Raw genomic sequence first — 15,398 nt, 5'->3', positions numbered from 1 at the left:
CGCGCCATCTGATCGTTAGACTCGCCGCATGTTGCGCGCGCTCATCCTATGGTTCTTTCTGGCGTTGCCCGCTTTCGCGGCGAGCCTGTCGCGCGAGCAGGTGGCCGATATCGTCGTTGCGCCTTATGCGGTGGGCGATGAAATCAATGAAAAGGGCGTCTGGCAGCTCCGCAATTCCGGGGGCGGCGAGGCGGGTTATGTCTTTGAGACCGGCGAATTGGCGCCGTTGCCGGGTTTTTCCGGCAAACCGATCAACATGCTGGTCATGCTCGATCTGGAAGGGCGCTTCATAGACGTGAAACTGATCAGTCAACACGAACCGGTTTTCGTGTCTGGGCTGGGAGAAGCGCCATTTCGGGAATTTCTCGAACAGTATCGCGGCCACTCCATCAACGAGCCGATCGTCGTCGGCACGCCTTATGGCGGTGCCGGGTCGGGCTCGGATCTCGTTTATCTCGATGGTGTGACCAAGGCGACCGCGAGCGTGCGGATCGCGCATGAATCAATCTTGGCGGCGACGCTCGCGGTGGCGCGTGAGAAGATGAAGGGAATCCAATCCGGTCCGCCGCCGAAGCCTGATCCAGACCATCGCGAGCAGCTTGACTGGCAAGGCCTTATCGAGGCGGGACTGGTGGGGCGGCTCCGCGTCACGAACGCAGAGGAAGACGCGGCGTTCGACAATACGAAATGGGCCGCCGATGATGCGACGGTCGATAGCGACCCGAACGGGCTTTATCTCGATCTCTATGCTATCGACCTCGGCCCGGGCTCGATTGCAAAAGCTGCGCTTTCTCCCGAGACCTATGCCGAAACGCGACGCTTCCTGTCTCGTGCGCCGGATGACGAGCTCTATCTGCTCATCGAGGCCGGCCGACAGGGGCTGGTGAGCGAAGACTTCGTCCGGAACACGGCACCGGATCGGATCTCTGCGCAGCAAGATGGATTGCCGCTGGCGCTGCGCGATGCGGACATTCTGGCGCAACTGGCCAAAGATGCCCCGGCGACGCTTGAGGACGCGACGAAGATGGTGGTCCGGCTGGATCGCCGTCTCGGTTTCGATCCCTCCCGCGATTGGGAGCTGACCGCGCAGGCGGTTCGTCTACATGGGATGTTTCAGCCCGAAGCGGGAGAGGCGAAATTCAGTCTCACGATGAAGACACCCGAGCGGTTCTTCGTTTTCCCGCAAGTGCCGGAGGCCTTGCCGCCATGGCGTGAGGCGCTTCGCAATCGGGCAACGGATTTGTGGGTTCTCAGCGGGTTCCTCGTGCTGCTGTTTGGGGCGCTGCTGCTGCAATCGCGGCTTGCGGCGCTCAGGCTTTTTACCCCGGTGCGGCTTGCGATTCTCGCGATCACGATCGGCTTCGTCGGTTATTGGGGGCAGGGGCAACTCTCTATCGTGACGCCCATCGCGGTGATCCGGGCGCTCACCGGGAACGGCTCGCTCGAGGTGCTCCTCTATGACCCGTTCTCGCTTCTGATCTGGGCGGCGGCGATCCTCGGTTTCCTCCTGTGGGGGCGCGGATTTTTCTGCGGCTGGCTTTGCCCTTACGGGGCAATTCAGGAATTCGCGCATCACATCGGACGCTTCCTGAACTTGCCGAAATGGGAGCCGCCACGGTCACTTGCCCGAGCGCTCCTTTGGACCGGGCCGGTGGCGTTGGCTGTGCTGACCGGCATTGCACTTGTCACGCCCGATCACATCGAGAAAGCCGTCGAGGTCGAACCTTTCAAGACTGCTATCACCACCCATTTCGCCAGACCCTGGCCCTATGTGCTCTGGGCGGCGGGGTGGATCGCGGTCTCGATGGTCTGGTTCAAGGGGTTTTGCCGCTCCGTCTGCCCCTTGGGGGCCGCGATGCGGCTCGGCGGCCTCTTACGACTGCGAAGCTGGATCCCGCGTCGGGCCGACTGCGGCTCGCCGTGTCAGCTGTGCAAGGTGCGATGCAATTACGGGGCAATCGCAAAGACCGGCCAGATACGGTATTCAGAGTGTTTCCAATGCCTCGATTGCGTGAAAATTCATGACGATCCAAAGCTTTGCGTGCCTCTCGTGCTAGCCGCGAAAAAGGGAAAACGCGGCCCCGGCCTGAGGGAGGCAGCAGAATGAAACGGCGCCGTTTCCTGCAAATTTCGGCGGCGGCGCTATGTGCCGGAGCCCGCGCGCAGGCAGGGACCTGGACTGGACAGGCATTTGGTGCCGAGATCGCGCTCGATCTCAGGGGCGGGGTCAGGAACCGGCAGGACATGCGCGCGATCCGGGACGAAATTCAAGAGATCGAGAACACGTTCTCCTTGTATCGCGAAAGCGAATTGACGCGCCTCAACGCGACAGGCCGCTGCCGACCGTCTGCTGCGATGTCGGAGGTTCTCGCGCTCTCGCGACGGGTGCATCTGGCGACGTTGGGCGCGTTCGATCCTACGGTGCAGCCGCTTTGGGATGCCTTGGCAAATGGCAATAGCGGCGCTTCGCTGCGTGCGAAAATCGGCTTTGAGACCGTAAGAGTTGCGGCGGACATTCGACTCGGACCGGGGCAAGCCCTGACGTTGAACGGGATCGTGCAGGGATATGCGGCTGACCGTGTCCGGGACCTCTTGGTTGCGCGGGGCTATTCCGACGTGCTGGTCGACATGGGCGAGTTCGCGGCGATCGGCGGTCCGTTCGATCTTGGGGTGTTGGATCCAAGCGCTGGATTGCTTGCGCGCCTGCAGCTGCGCGACGGGCGGGCGATGGCGACCTCGTCGCCGGGAGCGCTCGCTTTGCCGGGTGGCTCGCATATCCTGGGGCCCCAAGGGCAGCTCCCGCGCTGGTCAACGGTTACGGTCGAGGCAAAGAGCGCGGCGCTCGCAGATGCGGCCTCGACTGCATTCGTGCTTATGGAGCGCGACGAGATCGCACGTAGCGCGGCCCGTCTTGGCCTCGATGCCGTCCATCTGGTGGATTTCGATGGGAATTACGGGCCGCTCTGATCGCGAGATCGAAAGCGGCCCGAACGCGCAGATCACCGCGTCGGTGGGGTGAATCCCACGCCGTAATCGGCAAAGGCCTTGGCGATCCGCCCGTCTTCCAGCGCAGCTGCGATCGCGTCATCGACCGCATAGCCAAGACGACGATGCTGCATCGAGAGCGCCACGCCGATCGCCCATTTCGAGCGCGTCAATCCGAGCGGCGGTTCGTGGATGTCGGTGCCGGGCGCAAGCGCGGCTTCCAGCTCGGCACGCGGGCCCATCACCGCCATCACCTCGTGATCGGCCAGTGCCTTCATCGCGAGCACGGTATTGCGGTAGCGATGCACCTTGTCCGCCGAAGGTCCACGGGTTACGTCGGTCATGTAGAAATCGGAAATCGAGTCATTCTCGACACCGATAGGATCATAACGGAAGACCGCCGGGGTCGGCCCCTTATCGGGATAGCTCGCGGCGTCATAGGCGATGGCGATATGTTCCTCGCCGTAAATGCCGGTGAAAACGACCTGATCGAAGCGACAGGCGTAATCCACATCATAAGGAACATGCAGCATCACGTCGGAGACGCGGCCATTTACGACAGCGCCCTTGTAGACATAATTGCGCAAATCGGCGTCAAGCGTTTCACCTGCGGAGACGAGCCGGAAGCGCGGCTCGACGCCCAGAGCTCCCGCGATAATCTTGCCGATCTCGATATCGATCCCTTCGGCTTTTCCGGCGTTCTCGAAGGACCAGGGCGCATAGTCGTCATAGACAGCGAATTCGATATAGCCGTCCGTGGCAATCCTATCGAGATCGCGCCCGATATCCTGTGGCGAGGTATTCTGCAATTTCTGTTCTGGGGCCACGCCTTCGCATGCGGCAAAGGCGGGAATGGCTCCGACCATCCCGCCCAGAAATGCCAGCACGCCAAGCCCCGCGCGGGCCTGTGCGATGACGCTCATCATTCCGCAGCCGATATGCCGATCGAAAGCATATCCGCCGCTTCCTTCTGCTTGCTCGGATCCTTCTCCAGCTCATGTGCTGCGCGGGACGCAGCGCTGTCGGCGACAGGTGCTCCGGAAGCGGTATCGACCTTGCCGGAGATATCCTCGAGCGTCGCAATCACGGTGGGGACGTCGGCCTCTCCTGCGGCAAGCTGATCGCGGATCTTGTGAAGCTCATCCGAGTAGGGCTCCAATGCACCATCGTCAGGTCGCGTCTCGATATAGGTGCGGATTGCCCAGGCTGCTTTCTGACCGAGGATTTCCCCGAAGGCGGGCATCTTGGTGGTCCCGTTCTGGGTCATCCCATGGCGGAAGCGTTCAACAAACCATTCGTCGCCATATTCCTCGGCTTCGAGATAGCGCAGGTCCGGCGCCAGACCGCCCGAAACCGCACCCAGCCCGTGGCAGCGCGCACAGTTCTGATTGAAGCCGCTGTCGCCGATCTGGACGGCCTTGGCCCACACCTCATCACCGGCCGCCGCGGCGCGATAGGGGTTCTCGCTGAGCCATTCCTCGCCAACGTCGGGCAGGGCATCGGTGTTGACGGGCTGTGGGGTCACGTCGCCATGCGAAAAGGCGGTAACCGGCGCAAGTGCCAGCGCCAGAAGCGCGGCCATCAGGCCCTTACGGGTGTAGAGCATCTAAACCTCCCAAAAAGATCTCGCTTGTCTTCTGGATAACGCGAGGCTGCGTCGGGCCACCATTCGACCTTGGTATCAATCGCGGTCCCGCTGGCGGGAAGGGGCATTGTCCTTTGGTCGAATAGGCGCGCCGTCGCGACCTGATACTGTGGTCGCAAATGCGTGATCGCCGGAGGAGCGGCGGGGGCGCAGATGGGAGGAACAGATGGCTTTTGACGGATTGAGCCGCGCAGCGGGCGCGGCGATTGCAGCTCTCGCAATGAGTGCAAGCGCATGGGCGGCGGACCTGCCAGTGCTGAAGGTGGCCGCGCTCGAAGGCGGAACCGTGAATTGGGAGCTGGACACGATCAAGCACTACGGTCTGGACCGAGAGAACGGCTTCACTCTCGAGGTGGTCCCCGTCGCAGGGAAGTCGGGCTCCGATATCATGCTGCAGGGCGGGGCGGTCGATGCCATCGTAACCGACTGGTTCTGGGTCGCGCGGATGCGCGCAACGGGCGAAGATTACCGCTTCATTCCTTATTCGAAAGCAGTGGGCGGGCTTTTGGTCGCTCAGGACAGTCCGGCAAAAACGCTGGCCGATCTCGACGGAAAGAAAATCGGCATCGCAGGCGGGCCGCTCGACAAGAGTTGGCTCATACTGCGGGCCTATGCCGAGCAGGCCGATGGCTTTGATCTGGCGGGCAAGACCGAGCAGGTTTTCGGCGCGCCGCCCCTTATCATGAAAGCGGCGCTTTCGGGCGAAGTCGATGGCGCGATCAATTTCTGGCATTTCGGTGCGAAGATGGAAGCCGCAGGGATGCGCGAATTGGTGAGCGTCGGCGATGCCGCGCGCGCGCTTGGTCTCTCTCCTGAGACACCGCTGCTCGGCTATGTTCTGTCGGGGGACTTGGTGGAGTCGAAACCGGAGCTAGCCTCGGGTTTGGTCGCCGCCTCGCGTGCGGCCAAAGAAAAACTCGCCACCGACGACGAGGCCTTTGCGCGGCTTCGCCCGATCATGAATGCCAAAAGCAACGCCCAATTCGCGGCGCTCAAGGCGGGATGGCTCGCTGGCGTCCCGGCACCCGGCCCGGTCGATGAGGCGGCTGCCGACAAGATGCTGCGTCTCATGGCGAAACTGGGCGGTGAGAAGCTGGTGGGCGGCGCGACATCGCTGCCCGAGGGCACATTCCTGACGAACTGAGCGATGGGCGCAATTTTGATCACGCAAGGGAAGAGATCTGGCGTGGAGACCGGGCGCAGCTTCGCTCTGCGAAACCGCGCCCGGCTCTGGCCCAACCTTCCTGTGGTCGTTGCCTCGCTCATGGCGCTCGTTCTGCTCTGGGCCTGTCTCGCTTGGTGGTTGGCCGATCCGCAGCTTGCTCCCGGACCACAGATAGTTTTCCCGACTCTCTGGACGGCATTGGTGAGCGGTGACCTTTGGCCAGACCTGAGCGCCACGCTCACACGGGTGACGGCAGCCTTCGGGCTGGCGATGGGCTTCGGCGTGGCGATCGGGATTGCACTTGGCGGCAGCCGTCGTGCGGATCGCTGGTTTGGGCCCTGGTTGACGGTCGCGCTGAATATTCCGGCGCTGGTGACCATCGTGCTTTGCTATCTCTGGATCGGGCTGAATGAGTGGGCGGCCATCGCGGCTGTGTCGCTGAACAAGATCCCAATGGTCGCGGTGATGCTGCGCGAAGGGATGGTGGCGCGCGACACCGACCTGTCGGACATGGCGCGACTTCACTGCATGGGCTGGTTCGCCCGGCTGCGCCACATTTTGATCCCGCAGCTCGCGCCGCATATCATGGCTTCGGCGCGCGCGGGGTTGGCACTGATCTGGAAGATCGTGCTTGTCGTCGAGTTTCTCGGCCGATCCAACGGGATCGGATTCCGCATTCATCTTGATTTTCAGATGTTCGATATCGCGGGTGTGCTCGCGAATGCGCTTGCCTTCGTCGCCGTGATGCTCGCGGTGGAATGGGGTCTCCTTGCGCCGCTTGCGCGACGCGCTGCACGCTGGAGACAAAGATGATCCGGCTGGAGCTGACAGAGAAATCCTTCAGTGGCATACCTGTGCTTGGACCTATGAAGCTCGATGTCGCGCGCGGCGAGGTGCTGGGGCTATCGGGAGCGTCAGGTGCAGGCAAGACAACCCTGTTGCGACTGCTGGCTGGGCTCGACCATCGCTTCGAGGGAAGCCTCAGAGTGGAGGGTCGCCGCGCAATGGTGTTTCAGAACCCGACGCTGATGCCTTGGCGCCGCGTGATCGACAATGTGACGCTGCCGACTTCAGCCACCGAGACACAGGCGCGTGCGATGCTTGATCGGGTCGGGCTGGCCGGCCTTGAGGATCACTGGCCCGGGCAGATTTCGGTCGGTCAGGCGCGGCGCGTGGGGCTGGCCCGGGCCTTCGTGATGCGCCCCGATGTGCTGTTAATGGACGAGCCCTTTGCCTCGCTTGACGATGCGAGGGTGGAAGGCCTGCTGGAACTGACCGCTGGCTTGATCGCGGAAACCCATGCGGCGGTGGTGATTGCGAGCCATGCGGCAGGCGAACTCGATGCGCTGGCCACACGGTTTGCCCGGGTCGAGGGACGCCCGGCACGGCTCGTTCAAGAGCGGGTGCGGGCGGGTTCGTAACCCCAGATCGCAACGGCGAAGAACACTAAGCTCGCCAATGCGGTCCAACCGAGAGCTGCGAGGTTCAGCTGGCCGTAGAGCGCGAAGCGGATCAATTCGACTGCTTGGGTGAAGGGATTGATCTCGCATAACCTGGCGAGAAGCGGAGAGCTCTCCTGTATTTTCCATATCGGGTAGAGTGCCGAAGAGCAGAAGAACATCGGGAAGATCACGAAGTTCATGATCCCTGCGAAATTCTCCAGCTGTCTGATGCGCGAGGACAGGAGCAAGCCAAGCGCTCCCAACATGATTGCCGCAAGCAAAAGCGCGGGGACGACGGTCACATATCCCGTCGACGGTGCGCGCAATCCGAAGAGCGCCGCTATTGCAAGGAAGGCCGCGACCTGCACCATCCCGACCAGCGCGCCGGCGAGCAGTTTCGCGCCAAGCATGAACCATCGCGGCAGAGGCGCTGTCAGCATCAGCCTCATCGCACCATTCTCGCGATCGTGGACGAGGCTGAGAGAACTTTGCATTCCGGAGAACAGCAAGATCATCGCGCAGAGACCGGGCAGGATATAGGTCTCATAGGAAATATAGGTCCGGTAGGGGGGAATGATCGACAAGCCCAGTGCCGCCCGAAAGCCCGCCGCGAAGATGAAGAGCCAGACGAGCGGGCGCACGAGAGCTGCGAGGAACCGCTCGCGTTGCGTGAAGAAGCGAGCGAGTTCGCGCGAGGCGATGGCGGAGGCGGCGGAGAGCGCGCTCATGCCGTTTCGCCCATCGCCTGGGAGAACCAGTCAGCTAGGAGGCTGTTCTTGCTCAAGCCCCGGACGTCGCCTTGCTCTTTCACCTGACCTTTCTGTAGCACCACGACCAGATCCTCCGGGCGTAATTCATCGGCGAGATGGGTGGCCCAGAGCACGGCTATTCCGTCTTGGGCGAGTTGATGGACATGGGCGGTGATCGCGCTGCGGGCAGGCGCGTCGAGACCTACCGTCGGCTCGTCGAGCAAAAGGAGCCGGGGCCGATGAAGCAGCGCGCGGGCGATCTCCATCCGGCGCCGGTGCCCGCCATTAAGCGCGCGTAGTTTTTCTTCGGCACGTTCGGCCATGCCCAGACGGTCGAGCGCTTCCGAGATGCGACGATCGGCGAGTTTGCTGCCGAGCCCGTGTAGCGCTGCGAAATAGCGTAGATTTGCGCGCACCGAGCGATCGAGATCGAGCGTCGGCTGCTGGAAGACGACGCCGATCTCAGCCAGCGCCTTGCGCCGGGCGCGTGCCATGTCGTGACCGGAGATCGTGACCACGCCGGGGGCGGGCCGGATCAGTCCGGTCAAAACCGACATCAGCGTCGATTTGCCTGCGCCGTTGGGGCCAAGCAGTGCGCAGAAGCGCCCCTTCTCGACGCGGAACCCCACATCGCGCAGCGCGGGTTTGCGACCCCAGTCATGGCTGAGACCCGCAACATGCAGGGCAGGCGCGTCACTCAATCTCGATCTCCAGACGCTGATCCTCACCGGTCGAGCCGGGTATGTGCAGGTCGTAGCGCCCCGGCTTGATCGCGATGAACCCGATCTCCATCGTGCCTGCGCGGTCGAACTCGATGGAGGCAAGACCCATCGGGCGGACCTCCAGCCCGCGGATCACCACCTCGTCGACCCAGATCGCGCGAAAGAAGCCGTCGCTTTCGAGCCCGATTTCGCCTGACCCGTCGGCGGTGATCTCGACCTCGTAATATCTACCCGATTGCAGCGTCCAGGGGCCGCCCAGCGGCTCGCCCACCGAGAGGGTCACTTCGGGGAGGTCTTCCTTGTTGTGACCCGACAGAAGGCCCGCCAACGGGGCCGCATCGTCATCGGCCCAGGCGGGACCGGCGCAGAGCGCGGCGATCAAACTGACTTTCAGAATTTTTGAAAACATGGAAAGCCTCCTCATTTGGAGGTCGGGCGTGCGGCTGCGCCCCAGGGGAAGCGGCCGACTTTCACGGTGTCGATAGGCTCGAGCGTGGCGATATCGATCACCGTCACATCGCCAGAGACACCGTTCGTCGTGAACAGTTTCGTCTGATCCGGCGAGATCGCCATATGCCAGACCCGGCGCCCGACGAGGATGTATTTCTCGACCTCGAAGGTCTTGGCGTCGACCACCGCGATATGGTTCGCCGGCCCGAGCGCAATGAAGACCTTCGACGCATCGGGCGAGAACCGCATGCCGACGGGCTGGATCTTCTCGGGGCGCACGCCTTTGAGCGCGAACGAGATCTTGCCGATCTCACTGTGGTCCGAGGTATCGAAGATCGCGACCGTGCCGCCGATTTCGGAGCTGACCCAGAGTTGCGCGCCATCAGGGCTGAACTCGGCATGGCGCGGGCGCGGGTCAACCAGAGAATTGGCGATGATCTTATGCGTTTCGGTGTCGATCCAATGCGCCATGTTGGTCGTTTCCGAGGTCGTCACCTGAACCTTCCCGTCGGGCGAAATACCCATGCCTTCGGGTTCGACGCCGACATCGATTTGCGCCACCACTTTTCGGGTTTGGGTGTCGACCACAGTGGTGATCGCGTCATCCTCGTTCGCGATGTAGAGAAGCCGGTCGTCCGGGGCGATCACGAACTGCTCGGGGTCTTCACCTGAAGGCAGATCGTGCAGGATCTCGCCGGTATCGGGGTCCATCACCTGCACCGCGTCGCTGTCCGAGGCACAGATATAGACTCGTTTGAAATCGCGGCTGAATGTGATCCCGCGTGGACGTTCCCCGGTCTCGTAGGTGTGCAGCACCTTGAAGGTCGATGCATCGATCACCGAGACCGTGTCGTCAGCTTCGTTGGTGACCCAGATTTCGTCTGCGAAGGCCGGACTCGCGAGCAGGGTCGTCAGAAGAAGGGCGCGGATCATTGGCTGTCTCCGAAGGCGGCGCAGGTGGATTCGGGGGCGTCGATGCCCAGTGTGTCGAGCTCGTTGGTTTGGTGCAGAAAGCCCTCGAGCGGGGCGAGCGCGGTCAGCGCACGCTCGGTCACCAACGGGATCGGCTGACGCAGCTGACCGTTCCAGTTGCGAAACGAGAGCGGTCGGCCGAGGAAACCCGCGAGGCGAAATTCGTCCGAGAGCAGGTAGCGGCGCAGGGTCGCAGGGTCCGTCGATTGCGTGCGGGTGAAAGCCTCACCCACAGCCGCAACCGCGACCCAAGCGGCGAAATCGCCCTGCGCCATCTCGCGGCCTGCGGCTTCGCGGAAACGGTTTTGCAGCTGCGCCGCGCCATATTGCTCGACCACGCCCGACCAGCCCACGGGCTTCAGCCCTTCGGAGCCCGCCAACGGGCGCGGAAGCCAGCTGTTATAGGCGATGTAACGCGCGAAATCGCCCGGCTCGTCGGAGACGAGAAGGAGGTCGTGATCGGGGAGGTCCTGCGTAAAGAGCGGCACCTCGGCAGCAGCCGCCCGGCGCATATCGGCATCGAAGGCCCATTCCTTCTCGCCCGCGAGCGTCAGGCCGAATTTGGTGAGCGCGCGTTTCAGTGCGGCAGTGAAGGCCAGGTCCTCGGGCAATTGCCCGGAGATCAGGGCCAGCTTGCGCCATTTCTTGAAAAGGATGAACTGCGCCAGCGCATCCGCGCGCATCGCATAGCTCGGCGCAGTATGCAGCACGTTCCCGCGGCAGTCATCACCACGCAGCGCATCGTCCTGCGTCGAGGCATCGAGGATAAGCACGTCCTTTGCTTCGGGCAGGTCGGCTAACGCCAGCAGGTCCGGGGCAGGGGCTTTGACGACGAGCACCTTCGCGCCGTTAGCCAGCACGGATTTCGCGGCACCCAGAAAATCGTCTTGGGGGGCGATGACGGTTTCGTTCAATGCGTAATCCTGCCCGGTAAAGCGCCCGGTCGTGCGGATGTCGCCGATCGCAAGCCGCGTGCCGTCGAGACCCAGACTCTCGGGAACCGCCGCTATGTTCGAGAGAATCGGCGGCGGCGTGACCTGATGCTCCAGCCAGTCGATGCGCAACGTTTCCGATGACGCAGGCGCGCCAAGGAGCAGCGCGGCACAAACCCCGATGAGCCATTGGATTCGCAAAGATTTCCTCCCATGCCGGACTCCTCCGGCAACGCCATGCTGCGAAGCGGAGGTGCAAGGTGCAATACGACCAAGGTATAAGCCGCACCTGCGGGCGCACTCGCCGCGGCTATGCTAGGATCGTGCGAAGGAAGGTTTCATCGGAGCAGGAGGGGAATGCGATGCGCGCGATGATCTGCACGGCTATTCTGGTGGTGAGCGTGCCCCTTGGTGCCGTGGCCCAGCAATCGGATGAAGGCGGAGATCTCCACGGGGACCTGAACCCCGAGGAGTTGTCGCTCGACCGGGCGCTGCGCGACGTCGGGCGAGGTGAGACCTCGATGACCAATTGCGCGATGGGCTACCTGATCACCAAGTCGGGCCGTCATGCCGAAGCGCGTCAGCTCTTCGAGCGATGCTCGCGCGACGGTTGGACAGGGGCGATGACGTGGATGAGCCAGCTCGACGACAACGGTCTGGGTGGCCCCCTCGATCCGGGCGCAGCCGCTGACTGGGACAAGCGCGCCGCCGATCTGGGCGACCCGGTGGGGATGTTCAATCGCGGGCTCGACCTGATGCGCGGACGCGGCGTCGCGCGCGACGAGGCGGCGGGGCGGGCACTCGTGGATCGCGCGGCAAAGGCAGGTCTTCCCACGGCGCAGCGGCTTCAGGGAGCGGGTTACGACCTCGATGAAGTCACGCCCGATGCCGACAATTGGAAATACGCGCCGGTCTCTTGACCGGATGCGGGCGGCGGCCGGGTCTTCCTCTTCCCATACGCGACCCGGCTGTCCGAACCAGTGTGATCTACGACCAAGGTAGGGGGGGGAGCTTGATGCGGATCAAGCCCGCCGCTCGGAGACAGGGGCATTGTGCGGGGCGAAAGACAGTCGCAATGAAGAAGAGGTTCTCCGATGTTTCGCCCCGTCCTGGCCGCCACCGTCCTGATCTGCCTGAGCCTTCCGGCCGCTGCCGAGACCTATAAGAAGGTCAAGACAGATGCTGGTGGAGCTCTATTCGAGACCTCCTGCATGCGTTGCCACTCGGTCGATGCCGACAAGGCGAGCTACGGCCCGCTCTTGAACGGTGTCGTCGGTCGTCGTGCGGGCACCTATAAAGGCTATCCATATTCCGAGGCGCTGAAGGCTGCGGGCTTTGTCTGGACGCCCGGCGCGCTGCGCGCCTGGATGGAGGACAATGACAAATTCGTCCCCGGCACCAAGATGCGCCATGTCGGGATCGAGGATCCGACAGTGCAGGATTTCATCGTCACCTATCTGACATCGTTGAATTGATCTCTTCCGCGTCGTCGTTCCTCCCGGCCGCGCGGTGGCTTTGACGGTCCGGTTCGGTCCGGGCGGGGTCGCACAGGGCGTAAGACCAATGGACAATATACGCCGCGATCCCGCCGTCGATACTTGAGCCGTGATGCATCGTGAGTGCGCGTGACCCCCGCGTCGCACCACGGGCGGGAGACCAAAGGGAGGACATGATGAACAGATTTGTATTGGCAGCCGTCGTTGCCATTTCCTGTCTCGGAACGGCTGTGATCGCCGGTGTGACCGAGGAGGATCTGGCCAATGACCAGACCAGCACCGATAACGTGCTCACCAACGGGATGGGGCGCCATCTGCAGCGTTATTCGCCGTTGGAAACCCTCAACAAGGACAACGTGAAGAACCTCGTTCCGGCCTGGGCCTTCAGCCTTGGCGGCGAGAAGCAGCGCGGTCAGGAAAGCCAGCCGCTCGTTTATGACGGGGTCATGTATGTAACGGGTTCCTATTCGCGTATGTGGGCGATCGACCTGAAATCCGGCGAGGAGATCTGGCAATATGACGCGCGCCTCCCCGAAGGCATCCTGCCATGCTGTGACGTGATCAACCGCGGCGCCGCGATCTATGGCGACAACATTTATTTCGGCACGCTCGACGCGCGCATCGTGGCGCTCGACCGCAAGACCGGCAAGACGGTCTGGAACAAGAAGATCGCCGATTACAAGGAAGGGTATTCCTACACCGCCGCGCCCTTGATCGTTAACGGAATGGTCATCACCGGCAATTCTGGCGGCGAGTTCGGCATCGTCGGTGAGGTGCAGGCACGAGACGCCGAGACCGGCGAGCTGGTCTGGACGCGTCCGACAATCGAAGGCCACATGGGCACGCTCAATGGTGAAGAGAGCACCATGACCGGCACGCTCAACGCGTCCTGGCCGGGCGACATGTGGAAAACCGGCGGCGGCGCGACCTGGCTTGGCGGTTCCTATGACGCCGACACCGATACGCTCATCTTCGGGGCGGGCAACCCGGCGCCTTGGAACTCCTGGCTGCGCAATGCTGGCGAGAAGAATGACGGCAGCGGCGACAACCTGTATGCGGCTTCGCGTCTGGGCATCGACCCAAAGACCGGCGAAATCAAATGGCACTTCCAGACCACTCCGCGCGAGGGTTGGGATTTCGACGGCGTGAACGAAGTCGTGGCCTTCACGGACAAGGACGGCAACAAGCGTTTCGCCACCGCCGATCGCAACGGCTTCTTCTACGTGCTGAACCGCGACGATGGTAAATTTATTGCGGCCTATCCTTTCGTGAAGGATATCAACTGGGCGAAGGGCATCGATGAGAACGGTCGCCCGATCTATAATGAGGAAATGCGCCCCGGTGCGCCGAACACCAGCTCGGAGGATGGCAAAGGTCAGCAGGTCTTCGCGGTGCCTTCGTTCCTCGGTGGCAAGAACTGGATGCCGATGAGCTACAGCCAGAAGACCGGCCTGTTCTATGTGCCCTCGAACGAATGGGGCATGGATATCTGGAACGAGCCGATCTCCTACAAGAAGGGCGCGGCCTATCTGGGTGCGGGCTTCACGATCAAGCCGCTCTTCGAGGATTACATCGGTTCGCTCAAGGCGATGGACCCCGCGACCGGTGAGGTGAAGTGGGAATACAAGAATGACGCGCCGCTCTGGGGTGGCACGATGGCCACCGCGGGCGGTCTCGTGTTCTTCGGCACCCCCGAGGGCAAGTTCATGGCTCTCGACGACGAGACCGGCGAAGAGCTTTGGTCGTTCCAGACCGGCTCTGGGATTGTCGGTCAGCCGATCACCTGGGAAGAAGATGGCGAGCAATATGTTTCCGTCATGTCCGGCTGGGGCGGCGCGGTGCCGCTCTGGGGTGGCGAGGTGGCCAAGCATGTGAACTATCTCAATCAAGGCGGCATGGTCTGGACGTTCCGCCTGCCCAAGCAGTTGGCCTCGGCTAACTGATTGCTTGATCATCAACGAAATGCCTGGGCGCGAAGGGAAACCTTCGCGCCCTTTCACGTTCCATGCCGACTCTGTCGCGCGTTTCGGCGGGATAAGACTTTTTGCCAGTATGACAGGTCAGAGGGGCGCGATAAGCTAAAGAAAAGGCGGGCGAGGTTCCGCCACGCCATGCCGAAGGACGCATTATGAAGGATCGCGCTGTCAGTCCGAAGAGGGTCGAATTCAATGCGGCGATGATCGTCGAAGATCATCCGTTATTCTGCGACGCGCTGGCTATGACCCTGCAGGCCGTTGCGGGAATCGAGACAGTCGCACAGGCGGAGCGTCTGGGCGACGCGATACAAATGATTGAAGAGGGGGCCGCACTGGACGTTATCGTGCTCGACCTGAACCTGCCGGACGTTAACGGGCTCGACGGGTTGATGCGGCTCAAACAGGCTGCCCCGGACAAACCGATCGTCGTCGTTTCCTCGCTCGACGAACCGCGGGTGATCCGCTCGGCGATCCTCGCGGGTGCGGCAGGTTTCGTGCCCAAACATTCGCGGCGCGAGTTGTTCAGGGCCGCTTTCGCCGCAATCAGCCGCGGTGAGGTCTTCGTGCCGGAGACGAGTGGCGAGGCGCTGGCCGGGGGCAACGGTATTTCTCCTCAGGACGAGGCGATCCGACGTCTCAGCCAGCTCACCCGGCAACAGGCGAATATCCTCGAGCAGATCTGCGAAGGCAAAATGAACAAGCAGATCGCCTTCGACCTCGATATTGCCGAGACCACCGTGAAAGCGCATGTGACCGCGATCATGCGCAAGCTCGGCGTTTGCTCGCGCACGCAGGCAGTCCTGATCGCGCGCGAGGCGCAGAGTATGACGGGATTGCCCGAAGGCTGGAGGGCAGGCTAATCTT

16 protein-coding genes are annotated in these 15,398 nt (G+C 62.5%); 9 read left to right on the top strand and 7 right to left on the bottom strand.

The features are described from left to right. Positions 1–28 precede the first annotated feature (28 nt). Both BMI85_RS15410 and BMI85_RS15405 read left to right on the top strand, forming a co-directional pair. On the top strand, positions 29–2,107 hold the full coding sequence (locus BMI85_RS15410) for a 4Fe-4S binding protein (RefSeq protein ID WP_078601912.1): 2,079 nt from the start codon (positions 29–31) through the stop codon (positions 2,105–2,107). Beyond that, positions 2,104–2,967 carry an FAD:protein FMN transferase gene (locus BMI85_RS15405; RefSeq protein WP_078601911.1) on the top strand — a complete coding sequence of 288 codons (864 nt, stop codon included), beginning with the start codon at positions 2,104–2,106 and terminating at the stop codon, positions 2,965–2,967. The genes BMI85_RS15410 and BMI85_RS15405 overlap by 4 nt, the downstream gene beginning before the upstream one ends. A 32-nt stretch (positions 2,968–2,999) precedes the next feature. Here BMI85_RS15405 and BMI85_RS15400 read toward each other — a convergent pair whose 3' ends face one another. Beyond that, entirely contained in the window at positions 3,000–3,911 is a 912-nt protein-coding gene (locus BMI85_RS15400) for a transporter substrate-binding domain-containing protein (protein WP_246832575.1), read from the bottom strand. After that, on the bottom strand, positions 3,908–4,567 hold the full coding sequence (gene pedF / locus BMI85_RS15395) for a cytochrome c-550 PedF (protein ID WP_208607963.1): 660 nt from the start codon (positions 4,565–4,567) through the stop codon (positions 3,908–3,910). The genes BMI85_RS15400 and pedF overlap by 4 nt, the downstream gene beginning before the upstream one ends. Before the next feature lie 229 nt (positions 4,568–4,796). Between pedF and BMI85_RS15390 the strand changes: the two genes are divergently transcribed. From BMI85_RS15390 to BMI85_RS15380, 3 genes are all read left to right on the top strand, one after another. Further along, on the top strand, positions 4,797–5,774 hold the full coding sequence (locus BMI85_RS15390) for an ABC transporter substrate-binding protein (RefSeq protein ID WP_078601910.1): 978 nt from the start codon (positions 4,797–4,799) through the stop codon (positions 5,772–5,774). Positions 5,775–5,996: 222 nt separating this feature from the next. Then, entirely contained in the window at positions 5,997–6,608 is a 612-nt protein-coding gene (locus BMI85_RS15385; RefSeq protein WP_348638980.1) for an ABC transporter permease subunit, read from the top strand. Next, positions 6,605–7,216, top strand: a complete 612-nt coding sequence (locus tag BMI85_RS15380; RefSeq protein WP_078601908.1) for an ATP-binding cassette domain-containing protein — start codon at positions 6,605–6,607, stop codon at positions 7,214–7,216. Before BMI85_RS15385 ends, BMI85_RS15380 begins: the two co-directional genes overlap by 4 nt. On the opposite strand, the gene BMI85_RS15375 is transcribed toward BMI85_RS15380, so the two are convergent. From BMI85_RS15375 to BMI85_RS15355, 5 genes are read right to left on the bottom strand one after another with little or no spacing between them, the layout of a single operon-like run. Continuing rightward, positions 7,189–7,965 carry an ABC transporter permease gene (locus BMI85_RS15375; protein ID WP_078601907.1) on the bottom strand — a complete coding sequence of 259 codons (777 nt, stop codon included), beginning with the start codon at positions 7,963–7,965 and terminating at the stop codon, positions 7,189–7,191. The genes BMI85_RS15380 and BMI85_RS15375 overlap by 28 nt on opposite strands. Continuing rightward, on the bottom strand, positions 7,962–8,687 hold the full coding sequence (locus BMI85_RS15370) for an ATP-binding cassette domain-containing protein (RefSeq protein ID WP_078601906.1): 726 nt from the start codon (positions 8,685–8,687) through the stop codon (positions 7,962–7,964). The genes BMI85_RS15375 and BMI85_RS15370 overlap by 4 nt, the downstream gene beginning before the upstream one ends. Next, positions 8,680–9,117 (bottom strand): hypothetical protein, encoded by a 438-nt coding sequence (locus tag BMI85_RS15365; RefSeq protein WP_078601905.1) that lies wholly within the window; start codon positions 9,115–9,117, stop codon positions 8,680–8,682. Before BMI85_RS15365 ends, BMI85_RS15370 begins: the two co-directional genes overlap by 8 nt. A gap of 11 nt (positions 9,118–9,128) precedes the next feature. Further along, complete coding sequence (locus tag BMI85_RS15360) at positions 9,129–10,091, bottom strand: YVTN family beta-propeller repeat protein (protein WP_078601904.1); 963 nt, start codon at positions 10,089–10,091, stop codon at positions 9,129–9,131. Beyond that, the gene (locus tag BMI85_RS15355) at positions 10,088–11,194 is read right to left on the bottom strand and encodes an ABC transporter substrate-binding protein (protein ID WP_246832574.1); all 1,107 of its coding nucleotides are present in this window, start codon (positions 11,192–11,194) and stop codon (positions 10,088–10,090) included. The genes BMI85_RS15360 and BMI85_RS15355 overlap by 4 nt, the downstream gene beginning before the upstream one ends. A gap of 230 nt (positions 11,195–11,424) precedes the next feature. Here BMI85_RS15355 and BMI85_RS15350 point away from each other — a divergent pair, with 230 nt between their 5' ends. From BMI85_RS15350 to BMI85_RS15335, 4 genes are all read left to right on the top strand, one after another. Next, positions 11,425–11,982: a sel1 repeat family protein gene (locus BMI85_RS15350; protein WP_078601903.1), complete on the top strand. Its 558-nt coding sequence runs from the start codon at positions 11,425–11,427 to the stop codon at positions 11,980–11,982. A gap of 174 nt (positions 11,983–12,156) precedes the next feature. Beyond that, positions 12,157–12,537: a c-type cytochrome gene (locus tag BMI85_RS15345; RefSeq protein ID WP_078601902.1), complete on the top strand. Its 381-nt coding sequence runs from the start codon at positions 12,157–12,159 to the stop codon at positions 12,535–12,537. Positions 12,538–12,734: 197 nt separating this feature from the next. Beyond that, positions 12,735–14,501, top strand: coding sequence for a PQQ-dependent methanol/ethanol family dehydrogenase (locus BMI85_RS15340; protein WP_078601901.1), 1,767 nt, complete (start codon positions 12,735–12,737; stop codon positions 14,499–14,501). Between the two features lie 185 nt (positions 14,502–14,686). Further along, positions 14,687–15,394 (top strand): response regulator transcription factor, encoded by a 708-nt coding sequence (locus BMI85_RS15335; protein ID WP_078545501.1) that lies wholly within the window; start codon positions 14,687–14,689, stop codon positions 15,392–15,394. The last annotated feature ends 4 nt before the right edge of the window (positions 15,395–15,398 follow it).

Origin of the sequence: Thioclava sp. DLFJ4-1 (assembly GCF_002020145.1) — a bacterium.
In the GTDB taxonomy this organism is placed as follows: Bacteria; Pseudomonadota; Alphaproteobacteria; order Rhodobacterales; family Rhodobacteraceae; genus Thioclava; species Thioclava sediminum.
Note: the sequence above shows the minus strand (reverse complement) of the source record. Positions and strands in the feature narration are given on the sequence as shown.